This window comes from Mycobacterium sp. 1274761.0 (genome assembly GCF_001668615.1).
In the GTDB taxonomy this organism is placed as follows: domain Bacteria; phylum Actinomycetota; class Actinomycetes; order Mycobacteriales; family Mycobacteriaceae; genus Mycobacterium.
In genome coordinates, this window is the sequence record NZ_LZMC01000092.1 from 16,346 (window position 1) to 36,210 (window position 19,865).

At 66.6% G+C, this 19,865-nt stretch carries 25 protein-coding genes; 5 read left to right on the forward strand and 20 right to left on the reverse strand.

What is annotated here, in order from left to right; all coding sequences use genetic code 11:
• Nucleotides 1-25: 25 nt before the first annotated feature.
• From A5651_RS19390 to A5651_RS19405, 4 genes are all read right to left on the reverse strand, one after another.
• Entirely contained in the window at nt 26-439 is a 414-nt protein-coding gene (locus A5651_RS19390) for a DUF2752 domain-containing protein (RefSeq protein WP_066984594.1), read from the reverse strand.
• Nucleotides 426-848: a TM2 domain-containing protein gene (locus tag A5651_RS19395; RefSeq protein ID WP_066984746.1), complete on the reverse strand. Its 423-nt coding sequence runs from the start codon at nt 846-848 to the stop codon at nt 426-428. The genes A5651_RS19390 and A5651_RS19395 overlap by 14 nt, the downstream gene beginning before the upstream one ends.
• 47 nt (nt 849-895) lie before the next feature.
• A complete protein-coding gene (locus tag A5651_RS19400; RefSeq protein ID WP_066984597.1) occupies nt 896-1,180 on the reverse strand; it encodes a hypothetical protein in 285 nt (94 codons plus the stop codon).
• Between the two features lie 151 nt (nt 1,181-1,331).
• Nucleotides 1,332-1,898 (reverse strand): dihydrofolate reductase family protein, encoded by a 567-nt coding sequence (locus A5651_RS19405; protein ID WP_066984749.1) that lies wholly within the window; start codon nt 1,896-1,898, stop codon nt 1,332-1,334.
• Nucleotides 1,899-2,056: 158 nt separating this feature from the next.
• Between A5651_RS19405 and A5651_RS19410 the strand changes: the two genes are divergently transcribed.
• The gene (locus A5651_RS19410; RefSeq protein ID WP_156663075.1) at nt 2,057-2,548 is read left to right on the forward strand and encodes a DUF4334 domain-containing protein; all 492 of its coding nucleotides are present in this window, start codon (nt 2,057-2,059) and stop codon (nt 2,546-2,548) included.
• A gap of 28 nt (nt 2,549-2,576) precedes the next feature.
• The gene (locus tag A5651_RS19415) at nt 2,577-3,011 is read left to right on the forward strand and encodes an SRPBCC family protein (RefSeq protein WP_066984600.1); all 435 of its coding nucleotides are present in this window, start codon (nt 2,577-2,579) and stop codon (nt 3,009-3,011) included.
• A 35-nt stretch (nt 3,012-3,046) separates the two neighbouring features.
• Here A5651_RS19415 and lgt read toward each other — a convergent pair whose 3' ends face one another.
• The 6 genes from lgt to A5651_RS19445 form a co-directional block, all read right to left on the reverse strand.
• The gene (lgt, locus tag A5651_RS19420; RefSeq protein WP_082943860.1) at nt 3,047-4,870 is read right to left on the reverse strand and encodes a prolipoprotein diacylglyceryl transferase; all 1,824 of its coding nucleotides are present in this window, start codon (nt 4,868-4,870) and stop codon (nt 3,047-3,049) included.
• Nucleotides 4,867-5,658: a tryptophan synthase subunit alpha gene (gene trpA / locus A5651_RS19425; protein ID WP_066984606.1), complete on the reverse strand. Its 792-nt coding sequence runs from the start codon at nt 5,656-5,658 to the stop codon at nt 4,867-4,869. Before trpA ends, lgt begins: the two co-directional genes overlap by 4 nt.
• The gene (trpB, locus tag A5651_RS19430) at nt 5,655-6,926 is read right to left on the reverse strand and encodes a tryptophan synthase subunit beta (RefSeq protein WP_066984609.1); all 1,272 of its coding nucleotides are present in this window, start codon (nt 6,924-6,926) and stop codon (nt 5,655-5,657) included. The genes trpA and trpB overlap by 4 nt, the downstream gene beginning before the upstream one ends.
• A 4-nt stretch (nt 6,927-6,930) precedes the next feature.
• Nucleotides 6,931-7,749: an indole-3-glycerol phosphate synthase TrpC gene (gene trpC, locus A5651_RS19435; protein WP_066984611.1), complete on the reverse strand. Its 819-nt coding sequence runs from the start codon at nt 7,747-7,749 to the stop codon at nt 6,931-6,933.
• Between the two features lie 84 nt (nt 7,750-7,833).
• Nucleotides 7,834-8,430 carry a TIGR02234 family membrane protein gene (locus tag A5651_RS19440; protein WP_066984613.1) on the reverse strand — a complete coding sequence of 199 codons (597 nt, stop codon included), beginning with the start codon at nt 8,428-8,430 and terminating at the stop codon, nt 7,834-7,836.
• The gene (locus A5651_RS19445) at nt 8,427-9,971 is read right to left on the reverse strand and encodes an anthranilate synthase component I (RefSeq protein ID WP_066984616.1); all 1,545 of its coding nucleotides are present in this window, start codon (nt 9,969-9,971) and stop codon (nt 8,427-8,429) included. Before A5651_RS19445 ends, A5651_RS19440 begins: the two co-directional genes overlap by 4 nt.
• Before the next feature lie 70 nt (nt 9,972-10,041).
• Here A5651_RS19445 and A5651_RS19450 point away from each other — a divergent pair, with 70 nt between their 5' ends.
• Nucleotides 10,042-10,506 carry a peroxiredoxin gene (locus tag A5651_RS19450; protein WP_082943864.1) on the forward strand — a complete coding sequence of 155 codons (465 nt, stop codon included), beginning with the start codon at nt 10,042-10,044 and terminating at the stop codon, nt 10,504-10,506.
• Nucleotides 10,503-11,303, forward strand: a complete 801-nt coding sequence (locus tag A5651_RS19455; protein WP_066984622.1) for an ABC transporter ATP-binding protein — start codon at nt 10,503-10,505, stop codon at nt 11,301-11,303. Before A5651_RS19450 ends, A5651_RS19455 begins: the two co-directional genes overlap by 4 nt.
• Here A5651_RS19455 and A5651_RS19460 read toward each other — a convergent pair.
• From A5651_RS19460 to A5651_RS19505, 10 genes are all read right to left on the reverse strand, one after another.
• Nucleotides 11,290-12,294: an alpha/beta hydrolase gene (locus tag A5651_RS19460; RefSeq protein WP_066984625.1), complete on the reverse strand. Its 1,005-nt coding sequence runs from the start codon at nt 12,292-12,294 to the stop codon at nt 11,290-11,292. The genes A5651_RS19455 and A5651_RS19460 overlap by 14 nt on opposite strands.
• Nucleotides 12,295-12,316: 22 nt before the next feature.
• Nucleotides 12,317-12,664, reverse strand: coding sequence for a phosphoribosyl-AMP cyclohydrolase (hisI, locus tag A5651_RS19465; protein WP_066984628.1), 348 nt, complete (start codon nt 12,662-12,664; stop codon nt 12,317-12,319).
• Between the two features lie 90 nt (nt 12,665-12,754).
• On the reverse strand, nt 12,755-13,540 hold the full coding sequence (hisF, locus tag A5651_RS19470; protein ID WP_066984630.1) for an imidazole glycerol phosphate synthase subunit HisF: 786 nt from the start codon (nt 13,538-13,540) through the stop codon (nt 12,755-12,757).
• Nucleotides 13,537-14,355, reverse strand: coding sequence for an inositol monophosphatase (locus A5651_RS19475; RefSeq protein ID WP_066984633.1), 819 nt, complete (start codon nt 14,353-14,355; stop codon nt 13,537-13,539). Before A5651_RS19475 ends, hisF begins: the two co-directional genes overlap by 4 nt.
• Nucleotides 14,356-14,361: 6 nt before the next feature.
• Nucleotides 14,362-15,108: a bifunctional 1-(5-phosphoribosyl)-5-((5-phosphoribosylamino)methylideneamino)imidazole-4-carboxamide isomerase/phosphoribosylanthranilate isomerase PriA gene (gene priA / locus A5651_RS19480; protein WP_197496685.1), complete on the reverse strand. Its 747-nt coding sequence runs from the start codon at nt 15,106-15,108 to the stop codon at nt 14,362-14,364.
• Nucleotides 15,109-15,128: 20 nt separating this feature from the next.
• Nucleotides 15,129-15,749: an imidazole glycerol phosphate synthase subunit HisH gene (gene hisH / locus A5651_RS19485; RefSeq protein ID WP_066984639.1), complete on the reverse strand. Its 621-nt coding sequence runs from the start codon at nt 15,747-15,749 to the stop codon at nt 15,129-15,131.
• Nucleotides 15,746-16,360, reverse strand: a complete 615-nt coding sequence (gene hisB / locus A5651_RS19490) for an imidazoleglycerol-phosphate dehydratase HisB (RefSeq protein ID WP_066984642.1) — start codon at nt 16,358-16,360, stop codon at nt 15,746-15,748. Before hisB ends, hisH begins: the two co-directional genes overlap by 4 nt.
• Nucleotides 16,357-17,472 (reverse strand): histidinol-phosphate transaminase, encoded by a 1,116-nt coding sequence (locus tag A5651_RS19495; protein ID WP_066984645.1) that lies wholly within the window; start codon nt 17,470-17,472, stop codon nt 16,357-16,359. The genes hisB and A5651_RS19495 overlap by 4 nt, the downstream gene beginning before the upstream one ends.
• The gene (gene hisD / locus A5651_RS19500) at nt 17,469-18,785 is read right to left on the reverse strand and encodes a histidinol dehydrogenase (RefSeq protein WP_197496688.1); all 1,317 of its coding nucleotides are present in this window, start codon (nt 18,783-18,785) and stop codon (nt 17,469-17,471) included. Before hisD ends, A5651_RS19495 begins: the two co-directional genes overlap by 4 nt.
• Before the next feature lie 98 nt (nt 18,786-18,883).
• Nucleotides 18,884-19,378, reverse strand: a complete 495-nt coding sequence (locus A5651_RS19505; RefSeq protein WP_066984651.1) for a hypothetical protein — start codon at nt 19,376-19,378, stop codon at nt 18,884-18,886.
• Between the two features lie 70 nt (nt 19,379-19,448).
• On the opposite strand from A5651_RS19505, the gene A5651_RS19510 reads away from it, so the two are divergent.
• Nucleotides 19,449-19,859 (forward strand): nitroreductase family deazaflavin-dependent oxidoreductase, encoded by a 411-nt coding sequence (locus tag A5651_RS19510; RefSeq protein WP_066984654.1) that lies wholly within the window; start codon nt 19,449-19,451, stop codon nt 19,857-19,859.
• Nucleotides 19,860-19,865 lie beyond the last annotated feature (6 nt).

The following is a 19,865-nucleotide window of genomic DNA, read 5'->3' on the forward strand; positions in this document are numbered from 1 at the left end:
AAATTGTATCAGCGCGCTGGCGCAGCTACCCGTCGAGAACCGTCGGGACCAGCGGGAATCCCGGTAGATTGCGTCCCACGGTCCAGGTCAGGGCGAGCACGACGATGACGCCGGCCACGGGCATGGTGAAAATCGGCCGACCGGCCCGCCACCGCACCAGCACCCACGCCAGCAGCGCGGGCAGGCCGACAAGCAAAAAGACATTGTCGACGGCCGCGGCGGCGAGATCACCGTGTAGCACATCGTGCACCATCCGCAGACCGCCGCACGCCGGGCAGTTGAGGCCGGTCAGAATTTTGAACGGGCAGGCGGGGAAGACGGAACCGGGCCGGTGAGGGTCGACGAGCCCGACGTAGGCCAGGCCGCCGCAAAGCAGTGCGCCGGCGCCGAGTGCGCCGGACAAACGTTGCTTGCTGCCGACGGCGCTAGGTGCCCTCACGAAGGGGACGTCCCTCGGGGTCGCGCACTTTGTCGGTGAAGATGAGAACGGCGTCGATGATGCCCCACACCACCGCGCCGAGTCCGCAGGTGACCAGCCCGACGACGAGCTGAGCGACGCCGAGGCCGGTGTAGCCCAGGTAGATGCGCCCGATGCCGACAAGACCGAACAGCCCGATCAGTTGCAGCAGACCCGCGACGATCTTCGATTTGTCCGACAGCGGCTCACCGGTAATCGGGTGGCGGCCGTAGGGCGCCGACGGATCCATGTAGGGCTGCGGATATTGCCCGTATTGTCCGGGCGGCGGATATCCGGGCGGCTGCGGCGCATAGCCCGGAGGCGGCGGCTGATATTGGGATTGATGTGGGGGCGGGGATCCCTCGGTGCCACCGAACTGGGGCTCAGTCATGGCACCCAGCATGCCAGAACATGACCGCCGCGATAGCCGTTCTCGAGTCAGTCGATGTGTGTCAGGGGGTCGGAGAAGGTGAAATCCGCGGGGTGCCCGTAGGGACCCATCAGATCGCAGTTCTTGACCGGTGTCAGGTACGAACTGAGGCCGCGAGGAACGTATTGGGCCACTGCCACGCAGCGTTGCCACGTGCCGTCGGGCTGAATGGGCCCGTCGCACTTGCTGATATACGGTCCGCCGTAGAGGCAGCCGGCGCTTGCCGGCGGCGCGGCGATCAGGCCCACGGCTATCAGGAGGGCGGCCAACCCCCCGACGATGCAGCGCTTCATAGTCGTCTCCCCTCACATCGCCGCTGGGGGGTTGCCGGGTGGTGGGTGACAGCTACCGTCGACAACCCTGCCAGCAGCCAATGACGCTACGCCCTTGTAGCTGACCTTGTCGCTCCTTTTTGGAGCCTCTGAGATCGCTGTGGGAGGCCGATCAGTCGTGTTTCGCCTCGTAGCGCAGGAGGACCGTGCCACCCGGGAAAGTGCGGTTCTCGACCAGTTGCAGCGGGAGCCATGACGGCAGCGCCGGGAAGAACGGGGTGCCGCCGCCCACGGCGGTGGGCGCGATCACGATCCGGTATTCGTCCACCAGTCCGGCCCGCACGATCGGCGCTGCCAGGGTCGCGCCGGCCACTTCCAGCCTGCCGTCGGTTTCGGCTTTGAGCTTCCTGACCACCTCGACCGGATCACCGCGCTCCAGGCGGGAGTTCCAGTCGACGGACTCCAGCGTGTGCGAGAACACCACCTTGGGCTTGTCACGCCAGATGCGGGCGAAGTCGACGATCGTGGGGGTGGCGTCCGGGGCCCTGTCGGCGGTCGGCCAGTACGCGGACATGAGTTCATAGAGCCGCCGACCGTAGAACGACAGGGCGGTCTCCCGCTCGAAGTCGTTCCAGTACTGGTGCAGTTCTTCGCTCGGATCGCTCCAGTCGATATTGCCTTGCGCGTCGGCGATGTACCCGTCCACCGACACGTTGAAGCCATAGATGAGTCTGCCCATACCCATCAGACTGCACGACAGCGCGAAACTCATCGCGCGCCGAGTTCGGAAGCTCAGCAAGGATATTCACCAGCTACCTCGAATATGAAATTCCGGCCGCCCGTATCGGCCGTGGCCGTACTGTGTTCACATCCTTGGCTGCCGGATTGGAGAGCACAGTGAGCAACGACCTGGCCCGTAAGAAGTTCACCGAGCTCAAGAAACGCGCCGGACAGCGCCTTGTGACCGGACCTGCGCGCGTATTCATTCCCGATGCCGACCTTGACGAATTCTGGGCGTCACTAGAGCCCGCCACCATCGACTTCATGATCGGCGAATGGGAAGGCGGCGAGTTCGATACTGGCCACCGGGAAAACGGAACATTGGCTCAAATCAATTGGTTCGGAAAGACTTTCAACTCCGCTACCGACGTCAAGCCGCTGATTTGTCTGGACGCTGACGGCAACAAATACTCGAATACCGTGAACGGCGAGGGCAGCCTGTGGATGGAGGAATTCCGCGGCGAGGTCACCGCGACAATGGTGTTCGACGGGCAGCCTGTTCACGACCATTTCAAGAAAATCGACGACGACGCCGCGATGGGCATCATGGATGGCAAGAACGCTCTCGATAACGGCCGGTACGCGTACTTCTATCTGGAACGGATCTAGTCCGCGGAGATGGCGCGGGGACAACCTGATGACGCAGATTGATGAACAGCGGACGATCGCGGCGCCGCCGGAACGTGTATTCGACTGGCTGCTGAACCCGGAGAATCTGACCGTCTCCCGATGGTTTCGCCAAGCCGCTTGGGTCGACGCTTCGGGACCCGGCGTGGGAGCGACGCGGGAGGTGAGAACATTTGGCTTCTGGGTACACGAGCAGATCACGGCGTACGACGCGCCCCGCAGTTGCTCCTATCGCGTCGTCGACGGATTTCCACCGGTGCATCAGAACGGGACGCTCACGTGTTCACCGTCGGGCGGCGGAACGCACGTCGATTGGGTGAGCCGCTACACGATCGCAGCCCGAGGCGGCGGCAAGGTGCTCGAGGTACTCACCGCTCCGCTGATGCGCCTTTTCGTCTTCCGCGCCATTCTCACCGGATGCGCAAAGGCGCTGGAGAAGTCCTGAAAATATCACCGCACTTCATGTTTGGCGGAGGGGGACTAGCTCCGACGAAACCCGAATCGGCGTCTGATTCGTCGGCCTAACCCCCGGGCTTCTTCCCCGGCGGTTTCGGTGTCTCGGACCGCGGCCTCGTGCACCTCGGGCGCAGCCGCCTGGGCCTCCGCCATCTCATCAGCCTCGACGGTGCCCGCCCCGCCGACAGGCTCGGCCTCGGATTCCGTGGCGCCACCGTCGACGCTCTCTGATTCTTCGGAAGCTTCGGCCGACGCCGCGTCGCCCTCCTCTGGCGGCTCGCTCGCCTCTTCGGCGGCTTCGTCGGCGGTCGCGCCAGCTTCCTCAGCGTTCTCCACGGCGGCCTCATGCACCTCCGGCGCCGCCTCCTCCGCCTCGACCACCTCATCACCCTCGACCGCGCCGACACCACCGACGGCCTCGGCTTCCTGGGCCTCCTCGGCGACTTCGCCGGCTTCCGCGAAGGCTTCTGCCTCGGCGGCCTCGTCGGCGGTCGCGCCAGCTTCCTCAGCGTTCTCCACGGCGGCCTCATGCACCTCCGGCGCCGCCTCCTCCGCCTCGACCACCTCATCACCCTCGACGGCGCCGACGCCTCCGACGGCCTCGGCTTCCTGGGCCTCCTCGGCCACTTCGCCGGCTTCCGCGAAGGCTTCTGCCTCGGCGATGTCTTCGGCCGGTGCCGTTTCGACGTCAGCCGTCAATTGCTCGGCCTCCGCGACGGGTTCGGCCTCCGCTTGCTCACCTGCTTCCGCGAACGCCTCCGCCTCCACGATCTCCTCGGAGGGCGCGGTCTCGATGTCGGTCGTTAGCCGGTCGGCTTCTGAGACCGGTTCGGCCTCTTCACCGGCCGTTCCTTCGCCTTCGGCGGCGTCTTCGTCTTCCATCTCACCGGCGGCCTTGGCTGCCGCGACGACACCTGTGGTGGCCGCAACGGCAGCCAGTTCTTTGGTGACCTCGTCGACCGGCGATGGCTTCTCGACGCCCTCGACATCTCCGCGGAGTTCAGCGGGGTCCTCGCGCCCCTTGGGCGCGGCCATGATGTAGACGACTGCGCCGATGAACACGAACACCGATACGAACGAGTTGATCCGGATACCGGCGATGTGGGTCGCCATGTCGCTGCGCATCAGCTCGACCCAGAACCGACCGAAGCAGTACGCGGCGACATACAACGCGAAAAGCCGGCCATGCCCGATTCGGTATCGGCGGTCGATCCAGATGAGGAACGCGAAAACCAGAAGGTTCCACAGCAACTCGTACAGAAAGGTGGGGTGGACGATTTCGATCAGCTGACCGGTCGACACGCCGTTGAGCGAGTCGAGCGCCCCGTGCGAATCGCGGCGCTCGAAGATCTCGAGCCCCCACGGCATCGTTGTGGCTCTGCCGTAGAGCTCCTGGTTGAAATAGTTTCCGATGCGACCGATGGCCTGTGCCAACACGATTCCCGGCGCGATCGCGTCGCCGAACGGCGGAAGCGGAATGCCTCGCCGGCGACATCCGATCCAGGCGCCGACACCGCCGAGCGCGACGGCACCCCAGATGCCCAGGCCGCCCTCTTGAACCTTGAACGCCGCGACCAATCCCGCACCGCTGGGGCCGAAATACGTGCTCCAGTCGGTCAGGACGTGATAGAGCCTGCCGCCGATCAACCCGAAGATGATGGCCCACAAGGCGATGTCATAGATGACGCCCGGCTCGCCACCACGCTGCACCCACCGCCGGTTGCCGATGATCAAAGCGACGATGACGCCGACGAGGATCAACAGCGCGTAAGCGCGTATCGGGATCGGCCCGAGAAACCACACCCCCTGCGGCGGGCTCGGAAAAGAAGCAAGAAGGGTTGTTGTCACGCCGAAATCCTCTGCCGGACACCGTCGGCCAATTCTTCGGTCAGCGCACGCACGGCCGGAATCCCCTCCGTCAACGCCGACACCAGGGCCGAACCAACTATGACGCCGTCTGCGTAAGCACCGATCTGGGCGGCCTGCTCACGTGAGCGGACCCCCAGGCCGACGCCGACGGCGATATCTGACACTGTCTTCACCCGGCGGACCAGTTCAGGAGCCGCCACCGACACGACATCCCTTGCCCCCGTCACACCCATTGTCGACGCTGCGTAGACGAATCCGCGCGAGGCCTTGACCGTGGCCGCCAGACGCTCGGGCGTCGACGACGGCGCCACCAAAAAGATGCGGTCCAGACCGTGCGCATCCGAGATAGTCAGCCATTCGCCCGCCTCGTCGGGGATCAGATCCGGGGTGATCATCCCCAGCCCGCCCGCCGCAGCCAGGTCGCGCGCGAACGCCTCCACCCCGTAATGCACCACGAGGTTCCAGTACGTCATCACGACCGCGCGGCCACCGGCCTTGCTGATCGCCTCCACCGCCGACAACGAATCACGTACCCGGACACCGCCGCGCAGAGCGGCCTCGGTCGCCGTCGCGATCGTGGGCCCGTCCATGCCCGGATCGGAATAAGGCATACCGACTTCGACGATGTCACAACCGGATTCGACCAACGCTGTCATCGCTGAAATCGAGGTAGACACGTCCGGATAACCGGTCGGTAGGTAACCGATCAATGCCGACCGCTCCTCCTGCCGGCACGCGTCGAACATCGGGGAAAGGCCACGTGTCATGAACCGGCTCCAGTCGAGCGGTCGAGCAGTCCGAACCACTTGGCCGCTGTCTCCACGTCTTTGTCACCGCGGCCGGACAAGTTCACCAGGATCACCGATCCCGCGCCGAACTCCCTGCCTAGCTTCAGCGCACCCGCCACGGCATGAGCCGATTCGATGGCGGGGATGATGCCCTCGGTCCTGCACAGCAGACCGAAGGCCTCCATCGCCTCGGTATCGGTGATCGGCCGGTACTCGGCGCGTCCCGTGTCCTTGAGGAAAGCGTGTTCGGGACCGACGCCCGGATAGTCCAAACCCGCTGAGATCGAATGCGATTCGATGGTCTGCCCATCCTCGTCCTGCAAGAGGTAGGAGAACGAACCTTGGAACGCACCAGGCGAGCCACCGGTGAATGTCGCTGCGTGACGGCCGGTTTCGACGCCATCACCGGCGGCCTCGAAACCGACCAGCTTCACGCCGGGATCGTCGATGAACGCGTGAAAGACCCCGATCGCATTGGACCCGCCACCGACGCATGCGGTGACCGCGTCCGGTAGACGACCGGCCTGGTCCTGTATCTGCGCGCGAGCCTCCAACCCGATCACACGCTGGAAATCACGCACCATCACCGGGAATGGATGCGGACCCGCCGCCGTACCGAAGCAATAGTAGGTGTCGTCGGCGTTGGTCACCCAGTCGCGGAACGCGTCGTTGATCGCGTCCTTGAGCGTCTTGGAACCGGACTCCACGGAGACGACTTCGGCGCCCAACAACCGCATCCGCGCAACGTTCAACGCCTGGCGCGCGGTGTCGACCGCGCCCATGTAGATCAGGCACTCCAGCCCCAGTAGCGCACACGCCGTTGCCGTCGCAACACCGTGCTGGCCGGCACCGGTCTCGGCGATGACCCGCGTCTTACCCATCTGGCGAGCGAGCAGAGCCTGACCCAGCACATTGTTGATTTTGTGAGAACCGGTGTGATTCAGGTCTTCTCGCTTGAGGAAGAGTCGAGCACCCCCGGCGTGCTCGCTGAGGCGAGTCGCTTCGTACAGCGGCGAGGGTCTGCCGCTGTAGTGCCGCTGCAGCCGGTCGAGTTCGTCGAGGAATGCTTGGTCGCCGCGCGCCTTTTCGTAGGCCGCGGTGACTTCTTCGATGACCGCCATCAGCGCTTCGGGGACGAATCGTCCGCCGTAGACACCGAAATGGCCCTTGGCATCGGGATCGTGGACGGTGGGCTCTGCGACCGCCGCGCTCGAACGCGGCAACTCGGGGCCGGCGAAATCGGCCATGTTGTCAGCGCGAGGGTTTCGGGCAGGACGGGTGTGTGCCTGCGGTGACCAGATCGGCGACGGCGGTGCGGGGATCACCGCTGGTGACCAACCCCTCACCGACGAGTACGGCATCGGCCCCGGCACCGGCGTAGGCGAGCAGATCGGCCGGACCGCGCACACCGGATTCGGCGACCCGGATGATGTTGGTCGGCAGACCAGGCGCGATGCGGGCGAAGCAATCACGGTCGACGCTGAGCGTCTTCAAGTCGCGGGCGTTGACGCCGATCACCTTGGCGCCGGCCTGAAGTGCGCGGTCGGCTTCCTCTTCGGTGTGTACCTCGACCAGCGCGGTCATCCCGAGCGACTCGGTGCGATCGAGCATCGACACCAGTGCGGACTGCTCGAGCGCGGCGACGATCAACAGCAGCATGTCGGCGCCGTGCGCGCGGGCCTCGTGGATCTGGTACGGCCGCACGATGAAGTCCTTGCGTAACACCGGGATTGACACCGCGGCCCGCACTGCGTCCAAGTCGTCGAGCGATCCGTTGAACCTTCGCTGTTCGGTCAGCACGCTGACGACGCGCGCTCCGCCGTCCTGGTATGCACGCGCGAGCTTCGCTGGATCGGCGATGGTCGCAAGGGCACCCCGAGATGGGCTGGCGCGCTTCACTTCGGCGATGACGGCGATACCGTCTGCGCGCAGTGCCGCCAACACGTCTAGCGGCGGGGGCGCGGCTTTGGCGGCAGCTTTGACCTCTTCGAGGCTGACGACGGCCTCACGGGCAGCAACGTCGGCGCGTACTCCCTCGATAATCGAGTCGAGCACGGTCGCCGAACTCATAACCCGTGGACTCCCTCCGCGTCCGCGCCGTCTGGGTGACGCATGATCTTTATCGAAGGGTAGCCGTACCGAACGCACCATCTGTCACCGCCCCTCGGTGTCTGGTTTGGTCGGATCGCGCCCCTCGTCGAGGGCGTCCCACATCATTCGCTCGGACATATCGTCACCCCTCGCGGCCCGTCGACGCGCCGTCTCGCGGCGTCGCGCCGGCGTCTCGTATTTGTCGCTCTTCGACGCGTTTTTGGCCGGTGCCCGCAGAAGCAGCACCGCACCGACGAGCGTCAGCACGGCGGCGGCCAGCGTGATGCCGGCTCCCCAGTACTGCCGCTGGGTGCCCACCAGATCAGCCACCGGGAACTCGGCCAGGTTTGCGGCGCGCACCGCCACGTCGGCGACCACCCACAGGCTGATGCCCAGGTAGGCCATTGCGGCGCTGAGCACCCCCACGATCAGCGCAAGCAGCCGTAACTGCCACGTCGGCCCGACTGTCGAGGCAAGCGCGGCCGCCAACAGGATCAGGGCCAACGGCACCAGCGCCGTAGACCAGGTGCCCCCGTTGAGCGTCGCCGTCTTGGGCTGGCCCAGCCCGTCGAACGAGCTGACCGCGACCCAGGTCATCCGCGACGCCAGCCATAAGGCACTCGCGGCGATCACCAGCAGCAGTTGACCGAGGTGCTTCATGGCTCGGTCAGGGTCTCGGCCGCGGCGATCGCATTCAATACGGCCTTGGCCTTGTTCGCCGCCTCGTTGTACTCAAACGGACCGTTGGAGTCGGCCACGACTCCCCCACCGGCCTGCACATAGGCCGTGCCGCCGCGCATCAGCGCGGTGCGGATCGCAATCGCGAAGTCGGCGTCACCGGCGAAGTCCAGATATCCCAGCACGCCGCCGTAGAGGCCGCGACGGGTCTTCTCGACCTCTTCGATAAGTTCCATGGCGCGCACCTTCGGCGCGCCGGTGAGCGTGCCCGCCGGGAAACAGGCCGTCACCGCGTCCAGCGCCGTCTTGCCGTCGGCCAACTGTCCGGTCACCGTCGACACCAGATGCATGACGTGGCTGTAGCGCTCGATGTGGCTGTAGTCCTCCACGCGCACCGTTCCGGGTACGCAGACGCGGCCCAGATCGTTGCGGCCGAGATCGACCAGCATCAGGTGCTCGGCGCGTTCCTTCTCGTCTTCGAGCAGCTCCTTCTCCAGCAGCACATCCTCTTCTTCGGTGGTCCCGCGCCACCGCGTGCCCGCGATGGGGTGCGTAGTCGCACGCCCCTCCTTGACCGTCACCAGCGCTTCGGGACTCGATCCGACGACCGAAAAGTCAAGTCCGCCATGAGGATCGGGGACGTTCAGCAGATACATGTAGGGGCTGGGGTTGGACACCCGCAGCATCCGGTAGACGTCGAGCGGGTCGGCATCGGTGTCCATCTCGAACCGCTGCGACGGCACGACCTGAAACGCCTCGCCTGCCTCGATGTCGCCGACGAGCCGTTCCACGATCGAGGTGTACTCCTCGACCGAGCGCTGCCGCCGATTGACCGGCTCCGGCCTGCTGAACGTCGCCACCGTCGATGACAGGTTCGCGCCCAATGCTTCGGTCATCACGTCCAACCGTGCGACCGCGTCGTCGTAGGCCCAGTCGACGCGCTCGTCGGTGCCGTTCCAGTTCACCGCGTTGGCGATCAGCGTGATCGTGCCCTCGTGGTGGTCGACGGCGGCGATGTCGGTGGCCAGCAGCAGCAGGATGTCGGGCAGCCCGAGGTCGTCGACGACCAGTTCGGGCAGCCGCTCCAGCCTGCGCACCAGGTCGTAGGCGAAGAACCCGACGAGCCCACCCGACAGCGGCGGCAGCCCGGGCACGTGTTCAGTCCGCAGCAGCTCCAGCGTCGCGTGCAGCGCCTGCAACGGCTCGCCGCCGCGGGGAGCGTCCTTCGGTGTGACGCCCAGCCACGCCGCCTGCCCATTGCGCACCGTGAACGCCGAGGGGGCGCCCGCGCCGATGAACGACCACCGCGACCACGACCGCCCGTTCTCCGCTGATTCCAGCAAGAACGTGCCCGGACGGTTGGCAGCCAGCTTGCGGTAAGCAGACAGCGGCGTCTCACTGTCGGCCAGCACCTTGCGGGTCACCGGAACGACACGGTGCCCGGAGGCCAGCGCCCGGAAGTCCTCACGCGACGTAGTGACGGCCAGTGACGGGCCGACGCTGAGGTTGGCGGTGGTTTCCACGTGGTAATCCTCCCAGCCGCTACGGCTCGACCGGTAATCAGCCAGGCGTAGGGTCGCTTACGTGACATCTCTGAAACGGGGTGAGCGGGCCCCCGAGTTCGAATTACCGGACCAGTCGGGCACTGTGCGAAGCCTCACATCGCTGCTCGCGGACGGCCCGATCGTGCTGTTCTTCTATCCCGCGGCGATGACGCCCGGCTGCACGAAGGAGGCATGTCACTTCCGCGATCTGGCCAGCGAGTTCGCCGCTGTCGGTGCGTCACGGGTCGGCATCAGCACCGACCCCGTCGCCAAGCAATCCAAGTTCTCCGATACCCAGCGCTTCGACTATCCGCTGCTGTCGGACGCCGACGGCACCGTCGCCGCGCAGTTCGGCGTCAAGCGTGGACTGCTGGGCAAGTTGATGCCGGTGAAGCGGACGACGTTCGTCATCGACACCGATTCCACCATCTTGGACGTCATTGCCAGCGAGATCAGCATGGAGACACACGCCGATAAGGCGCTGGAGGTGCTGCGGCAGCGGCAGTCCGCGTGACCGCCGTTCTGGCGCTGCGCGACGTGACGTTCCGTCGCGACGGCAAGCAGATCATCAACGGCATCTCGTTGACCGTGAATGCCGGTGAGCACTGGGCGCTGCTTGGTCCCAACGGGGCGGGCAAGAGCACGTTGCTCGGATTCTGTGCAGCGGTGACGTTCCCGACGTCGGGAAGCGTGCACATCCTCGGCGAACAGATGGGCCGGGTCGACCTCGCGAAGCTCCGACGTTCCATCGGTCACGTGAACCCGCGTCACCGCCTGCAGTATTCGCTGACCGTGCGCGAGGTGGTGATGACCGGCATCACCGGCACCATCGACACACCCATGCGGTGGACGCCGAGCACAGCTGAGCGCGACCGGACCGACGCGATGATCGCGGCGGTGGGGCTGACGCACAAGGCCGACGACGTGTGGCCGACGCTGTCGCAGGGCGAACGCGGCCGCACCCTCATCGCCCGCGCGCTGGTCTCCGAACCGCGACTGTTGCTCCTCGACGAACCGACGACCGGGCTCGACGTAGCCGCGCGCGAACAACTACTGGAAACCATCGACTCGCTCGATGAGACCCATCCGGATGTCGCGTCGATCCTCGTCACGCACCATCTCGAGGAGTTGCCGACCACGACCACGCATGCCCTGTTGATCGCCGAAGGACGGACGGTGGCCATGGGCACTGCACGCACGACGGTGACCACCGACAACGTCAGCGCGGCATTCGCCCATCCGGTGGTGGTCGGCTACGACGAGGGCCGCTGGACCGCCCGTGCGAAGGCCACCCGCATCATCGAGCCCTAGCCGGCGTCGCATCCAAGTTCGTGCGCAGGAAATCCACCATGCTGGCGTGGAAGCGCTGCATCGAGGGCGAGTTCTGAGCGACACCGTCGGCGACGTGGTACATCCCCGGCACGACGACCAGTTCACACGGCACACCGGCGTCCTTCAGTCGCTCGGCGTAGGAGACGCTTTCGTCGTAGAAGATGTCCAGGTTCCCGATGCCGATCCACGCCGGTGGCAGTCCCGCCAGCTCGGCGCGCCGCGCGGGCGCGGCGTATTCGGGTGCATCCGACATGCGCGGCTCACGGCCGAGGTACGCCGTCCACGCCCACGTGTTGGACGCCGGCCGCCACGTCAGCTCGCCCCTGCCCGCGAAGTCGGCCCGCAGGGCGGTCCTGTCGTCGAGCATCGGATAGACCATCGCCTGGGCGCGCAACGGGATTCCTTCGTCGAAGGCGCGCTGCGCGACGGCCGCAGCCAACCCGCCGCCGGCGCTGGCACCGGCCACGGCGATGCGGTCGGGATCGATGCCGAGCTCGTCGGCGTTGTTCACCATCCACCGCAACGTGGCGATGCAGTCGTCGAGCCCTGCAGGAAAGGGGTTTTCGGGGGCCAGCCGGAAGTTCGGCAAGACAGCGACCGCGCCAAGTGGCGGGACGAGACGCGATGTCGGCTGCACCTCCAGCTGCGCGGTCCCCGCACACATCGCCCCGCCGTGCAGCCACAGCACGCCGGGTCCCGGCGCCGACTGACGTGTGGGCGCAAGCACCACCACAGCGACGTCGGAATGGTCGAGCCTGCGCTCGGTCATCGCCACACCCGGCTCGGGTTTGGACTTGAAACGCATGATCGCCCGGTGAAACGGCAGGGTCCGCGAGTTCATCGGCACCATCCAGGGAATCACCGCCGGCGTCCGCAGCTCCGGCGCGACGGCCGACCATTTCTTCTGGAATGCGAGGTAGCGACGAACACCAAGTGCGGCCAGTCCGGCGACCACGGCGACTTTCTTCATCACAAATGAACCTAGCCCGGTGCTAGTCCTCTGGGCCGAGCAGCAGGCCCGCGTCGAAGCACGTGTGGTCGCCGGTGTGGCAGGCGGCGCCCACCTGGTCGACCTCGAGCAGCACGGTGTCGCCGTCGCAGTCCAGCCGGACCGACACCACGTGCTGGGTGTGGCCGGACGTCTCGCCCTTCACCCAGTGCTCACCGCGCGAACGCGAATAGTAGGTGGCCTGGCGGGTCTCCAGCGTGCGCGCCAATGCGATGTCGTCCATCCACGCGACCATCAGCACTTTGCCGGTGCCGCGCTCCTGCGCCACCGCCGCGAACAAACCGTTGGCGTCGCGCTTGAGCCGCGACGCGATACGTGCGTCGAGTGTCATCGCAGTCTGCTCTTCGCGCAAGCGCTCATCGCTGTTCTCTCCTCTTCGCGCAAGCGCTCATCGCTGTTCTCTCCTCTTCGCGCAAAGCGCTCATCGGCGCACCACAATCCCTTCCGCCGCCATCGCGGCCTTCACCTCGGCGATGGTCAGCTCGCGGAAGTGAAACACGCTGGCGGCCAGCACGGCGTCGGCCCCTGCAACAACCGCGGGCGCGAAATGTTCCTTGGCGCCCGCACCGCCGCTGGCGATCACGGGAATGCTGACCGCACCGCGCACCGCGCGCAGCATCGGCAGGTCGAACCCCGCCTTGGTGCCGTCGAAGTCCATCGAGTTGAGCAGGATCTCCCCCACCCCCAGCTCTGCCCCGCGGATGGCCCATTCGACGGCGTCCATGCCGGTGCCGCGGCGGCCGCCGTGGGTGGTGACCTCCCAGCCCGACGGTGTCGGCGGCGACCCTTCCGGCACCGTTCGCGCGTCGACTGACAAGACGATGCACTGCGACCCGAACTGCCGCGACAACTCGGCAAGCAGTTCTGGGCGTGCGATGGCCGCGGTGTTGACCGAGACCTTGTCAGCTCCGGCACGCAACAGCATGTCGACGTCGGCCAGCGATCGCACGCCGCCGCCGACCGTCAGCGGGATGAACACCTGCTCGGCCGTGCGCTGAACGACCTCCAGCATGGTGGTCCGCCCCGACGAACTGGCCGTCACGTCCAAGAACGTCAGCTCGTCGGCGCCCTCACGGTCATAGGCGGCGGCCAGCTCGACGGGATCGCCTGCGTCGCGGAGGTTTTCAAAGTTGACGCCCTTGACCACCCGGCCGTCGTCGACGTCGAGACACGGGATGATTCGAACCGCGAGGTCCTTCGGGTTCATCGGTAGTCGTCCGGATCGCCTGCAGACAACACGATGTCAAGCAATTCAGCGTGCACGCCCGGTCCCCCGGCCAGCGCGGACTTCGATTCGATGGTCCAGTCGTTCCCCGCCAGGTCGGTGACGGTGCCGCCGGCGGCCCGCACAAGCGCCACACCCGCCGAGTGATCCCAGACATGACCCCCGAAAGTGATGGCGCCGCCGAGTACTCCGGCGGCGGTGTAGGCCAGGTCGAAACCGATGGCTCCGTGCATCCGCATCCGGGAGCATCGCCTGCTGAGCCGTTCGAGGATGGCGAGGCGGTACCGACCCGGGTAGCGGCCGCGGGAGTCGATGTCGAAGGTTCCGGTCCCGACCACGCTCGCGGCCACCTCACCCTTACCTAGCGGTGGTTGCGCAACACCGTTGGCGTACAGCGGCTTTCCGACCACGGCGGTGAAGCGCTGACCGGTGAACGGCATCCACGTCAGGCCGGCCACCGGTTCCCCGTCGCGGACCAGCGCCAGCAAAATCGCCGCCGTCGGCAGGCCCGCGGCGTAGTTGAACGTGCCGTCGATCGGATCGAGCACCCACACCACGGGTGAATCGACCTCGGCGCCGCCGAACTCCTCGCCGTGCACGTCGATGCCGGTCCGCGACGTCAGCGCCTCGACCACCTGGCGTTCGATCGCCAGATCCACCTCGGTCGCGAAATCGTCGCCCTTTTTCTGGACCGCCGAGTCGGCGCGATGGCCGGCGATGAACGGCCCTGCGGCCTCGTCGAGAATGGCGGCAGCCTCGGCGACCAGCGCGTCGAGATCGGCCTCGGCGAGCGCCATGACCGGCTACCGTCCTACCGCGGCGAGCGCCTGTGGCAGCGTGAACCGCCCGGCATACAACGCTTTCCCGATGATCGCGCCCTCTACGCCGCTGCCGGTGAGCGTCGCGATGGCGCGCAGGTCGTCCAGGCTGGACACACCGCCTGACGCGATCACCGGAGCGTCGGTACGTGCGGCCACGCTGGACAGCAGGTCCAGATTCGGCCCCTGCAGGGTGCCGTCCTTGGTAACGTCGGTGACGACGAACCTCGAGCAACCTTGTGCGTCAAGGCGTTTCAGCACTGTCCAGAGATCACCGCCGTCGGTCTCCCAGCCGCGGCCGCGGAGCCGGTGTTCGCCGTTGACGATTTTGACGTCGAGTCCGACGGCCACCTTGTCGCCGTGCTCGGCGATGGCTCGCGCACACCATTCCGGGTTCTCCAGTGCTGCGGTGCCGAGGTTGACCCGGGCGCATCCGGTGGCCAGTGCGGCCGTCAGGGAGTCGTCGTCGCGGATACCGCCGGACAGTTCGACGGCGACATCGAGCTTGCCGACGACCTCGGCGAGCAGTTCGCGGTTGGACCCGCGGCCGAACGCGGCGTCCAGGTCGACGAGGTGGATCCACGCGGCACCGTCACGCTGCCAGGTCAACGCGGCCTCCAGTGCATCGCCGTAGTCGGTCTCGCTACCCGCCTGTCCCTGCACCAGCCGCACCGCCTTGCCGTCCACCACGTCGACGGCGGGCAGAAGGATCAATGGCTTATTTCCTGGCACGGGGGCTTAACCTAGCGTCCTCACAGGTCCGACACCCAATTGGCCAGCAGTGTCGCCCCGGCGTCGCCGCTTTTCTCCGGATGGAACTGCGTGGCCGACAGCGCGCCGTCTTCGACCGCGGCCAGAAACGGCACGTTGTGGGTGGCCCAAGTCAACAGTGCTTGCGGGTTGCCTTCCCAGGTCTGGGCGGCATAGGAGTGTACGAAGTAGAACCGCGTGTCGGCGTCCAGGCCGCGGAACAGCGTGGTTCCCGCTGGGGCGTCGACGACGTTCCAGCCCATGTGCGGGATGACCGGGGCGTCCAGGCGCACAACGGCGCCCGGCCACTGGCCGCAGCCCGTCGACTCGACACCGAACTCGACGCCGCGCGCGAACAGAATCTGCATACCGACACAGACCCCGAGCACTGGGCGGCCCGCAGCGACGCGGTCGGCGATGATATTTTCGCCGCCGATCTTGCGCAGGCCGGTCATGCATGCTTCGAACGCGCCGACGCCGGGCACCACCAACCCATCGGCGCGCGCGGCTGCGTCGGCATCTGCGGTGACCTCGACGTCCGCGCCCACCCGCTCCAACGCGCGCTGCGCCGATCTGAGGTTGCCCGACCCATAGTCGAGCACCACGACGGATTTCGTTGTCACAAGGTGCCTTTGGTGGATGGCACGCCGGTGACCCGCGCGTCGAACTCGACCGCTTGGCGCAGCGCCCGCGCTACGGCCTTGTACTGAGCCTCGGTGATGTGGTGCGGATCGCGCCCGTAGAGCGTCCGGACGTGCAACGCGATGCGGGCGTTCATGGCGAGCGATTCGAACACGTGCCGGTTGATCACGGTGTGGTAGGGCACTTCCGAGCCGGCGATCGTGCTGTGCAGCATGTGTTCTGGCTCGCCGCTGTGCACGCAGTAGGGTCGACCCGAGACGTCGACGGCGGCGTGCGCGAGCGTCTCGTCCATCGGGATGAACGCGTCGCCGAACCGGCGGATGCCTTTCTTGTCGCCGAGCGCTTCGCGCAGCGCCTGTCCCAGTACGATCGCGGTGTCCTCGATGGTGTGGTGTCCCTCGATCTCGACGTCGCCTGTGGCCTGGACGCTGAGGTTGAAGCTGGCGTGGCTGCCCAGCGCGGTGAGCATGTGGTCGTAGAACGGGACGCCGGTGGAGATCTCGACGATCCCGGTGCCGTCGAGGTCGAGTTCGACGACAATGTCGGATTCCTTCGTCTTGCGCTCCACACGGGCGCGACGGATGGTGGTCACTGTGCTCCTATTCGTGCGCTGGCTTCTAGCAGCGCGTCGTTCTCGTCGGCCAGGCCGATGGTGGCGCGCAGATATCCGGCGATGCCGACGTCGCGGATCAGGATGCCCGCATCGAGGTAACGCTGCCACGTCGTGGGTGCGTCGGCGAACTCGCCGAACAGGATGAAGTTGGCGTCGCTGGGGACGACACGAAATCCCATGCCGGCCAAGGCCTCTGTCACACGATTGCGTTCGGCGATCAGCGTCGCGACACTGCCGAGGGTGTCGTCGGCGTGCCGCAGCGCCGCACGTGCCGCTGCCTGCGTCACCGACGACAGGTGGTACGGCAGCCGCACCAGCAGCATCGCGTCGATCACGGCGGGTGCGGCGATCAGGTAGCCGAGCCGGCCGCCTGCGAACGCGAACGCCTTGCTCATGGTGCGCGTGACGACAAGCTTGGTCGGGAAATCGGCGAGCAGGTTCACCGCGCTGGGTTGTGAGGAGAACTCGCCGTACGCCTCGTCGAGGATCAGCACTCCCCCGGCCTGAGAAGACATGGCCTCCAACAGCCGGCGCAGCTCGTCGAGCGAAACACTTTGTCCCGACGGGTTGTTCGGGCTGGCGACGAACACGATGTCGGGATTGCGCTCCTTGATGGCGTGCACGGCCACATCGGTGTCGAGGCTGAAGTCCTCGGCGCGGTCGGCGACCAGCCACTCGGTTTTCGTGCCATCGGAGATGATCGGGTGCATCGAGTACGACGGCACGAAGCCGATTGCGCTGCGGCCGGGACCGCCAAAGGCCTGCAGCAGCTGTTGCAGAACTTCGTTGGAGCCGTTGGCCGCCCAGACGTTGTCGACATTGACGTCGACACCGGTCTGGGCCGACACGTAGGCCGCCAGGTCGGAGCGCAGCGCCACCGCATCCCGGTCCGGATACCGGTGCAGGTCGCCGGCCACCGCGTTCACCGACCGCGTGACATCGTCGATCAACGCCTGCGTCGGCGGGTGCGGGTTCTCGTTGGTGTTGAGCCGCACCGGCACTGCGAGTTGGGGTGCGCCGTACGGCGACTTGCCGCGCAGGTCGTCCCGTAGCGGCAGATCGCTCAGTGTGATCTCGCTACCGGGTGTCACGTTTCGAACCTCCGGCGCACCGCCTCACCGTGCGAGGGCAGGTTCTCGGCCTCGGCGAGCGTGATCACGTAGCCGGACACGTCTTTCAGCGCCGCCTCGTCGTAGTCGACGACGTGGATGCCGCGCAGGAATGTCTGTACCGACAGACCGCTGGAGTGGCGGGCGCAACCGGCGGTGGGCAGCACGTGATTGGAGCCCGCGCAGTAGTCACCGAGGCTGACCGGTGAGTAGGCGCCGACGAAAATGGCTCCGGCGGAACGGATTCGCCCTGCCACATCGCGCGCGTCGGCTGTCTGGACTTCGAGGTGCTCGGCAGCGTAAACATTAACGGTTTTAATGCCGGCATCGACATCGTCGACGAGCACGATCGCCGACTGCCGTCCGGTCAGCGCCGCGGTGACGCGCTCGCGGTGCACAGTGGTCTGCAGCTGCGCGGCGAGTTCGCGATCGGTGGCGTCGGCCAGCGCGACGCTCGGGGTGACCAGCAGGCTGGCGGCCATCTCGTCGTGTTCGGCCTGGCTGATCAGGTCGGCGGCGACGTGCGCCGGATTGGCGGTGTGGTCGGCGAGGATCGCGATCTCGGTTGGTCCGGCCTCGGCGTCGATGCCGATCTGGGAACGGCAGATCCGCTTGGCGGCCGTGACGTAGATGTTCCCCGGGCCCGTCACCATGTCAACCGGCGCCAGATCGGAACCGTCGGTGTCGGTGCCCCCGTAGGCCATCAGCGCGACGGCCTGGGCGCCGCCGACGGCCCATACCTCGTCGACGCCGAGGAGCCGGGCGGCGGCCAGGATGGTCGGATGCGGCAAGCCGTCAAACTGTGCCTGCGGCGGGCTGGCGATGACCAGCGAGCCCACGCCCGCGATCTGCGCGGGCACGACGTTCATCACCACGCTGGACGGGTACACGGCATTTCCGCCGGGCACATAGAGGCCAACTCGCTCGACGGGCACCCAGCGCTCGGTCACGGTGGCACCGGGCGCCAGCGTGGTGGTGGTGTCGGTGCGCCGTTGGTCGGCGTGGACGGCGCGGGTGCGCTCGATCGCCACCTCCAGCGCCGCGCGGACGTCGGCGGGCAGACGTTCCAGGGCGTTCTGCAGGTCAGCGGCGGGCACACGGACCTGCGCGGGGCGGATCCCGTCGAGCGACTCACCGAACTCCAGGGCGGCCTCGGCGCCGCGAGCGGCCACCTGGTCGACGATCGGTCTGACTTTGGGCACCACCGCGTCGACGTCCACTCCGCCACGCGGCAGAGTCGACCGCAGGCGACCGGCCGACAGCTCCGCGCCGCGCAGGTCGATGCGGGCCATCAGGGACGGTGGGGTGCTCACACGGCCCATTGTCCCAGAACAGGCCAAATCGATATCGCCGCGGCAACCCGTGCCGCGCCGCCGGTCACATCAGCCGGTGCTCACTTGCACAGATCGGTGATCGTGGCGTTGGCCTCGTCGGCTTCCTTCAGCCGTGCCGCCTGGCCGGGATCGGAGTTCGGAATCCCCGACGTCGACCTGGCACCGATGTCCATCAAGTTGTTCGCGAACGTGCGCACAGCGTCGGCGAGATCAGACGGTGTCCCTGGCTGCAACCGCGCCAGTAGGTACTGGCCACCGTCGTAGAGCGAGACGCGGGCGTTGGCCGCCACCGCCATCGAGCCGGTGACATCCTCCGGGCCGCCCGGAGGCTGGAAATTGGTGTTGATCTGCACTCCGTTGCGGATGACGTTGAACGCCTCACAGATGTTGCCCTTGGGGTCATCGGTCGTTTTGCCGGTGAAGACGGAGCCCGAATTCGACTCGTCGGGCCCCTTCAGCAACGCCCAGGCGGCGAGGCCGAGGGCGATGAGCGCTACCACAAGCGCCGCGATGGAAACGAGGAAACCCCTGGACGGCGCCGATCGCTCAGACACCCGAGTGATGGTAGCGGCGAATATATAGTCTCCAGCGAACTTTGCCGCATGTCGCCGTAATGTCGTGGGTATGTCCGCGAAAGATCACCCCAACAACGCCCCAGGCGTCCCGATGGTCTACCCGCCTGCATTCGAGCGCCTGCAGATCAAGTACATGAACCCGCTCGTCAAGCGGATTGCCGGGCTGATGCCCGGCGTTGCAAAGGTGCGGCACCGCGGCCGCAAATCCGGAAAAACCTACGAAACCGTCGTCACGCCGTTTCGTAAGGGCAACACCCTGGCCATCGCGCTCGGACACGGAAAGACCGACTGGGTCAAAAACGTGCTCGCCGCCAACGAAGCCGAGGTGGTCTTCGGTAAGAAGACCGTGCACATCGTCAACCCGCGGATCGTGCCCGCAGGTGGCGATGCGTCCGGCCTGCCGTATGCGGCCCGTGTGCAGTCCAAGAAGATGGGCGTGCTCGTCGCCGACATCGCCTGACGGGGC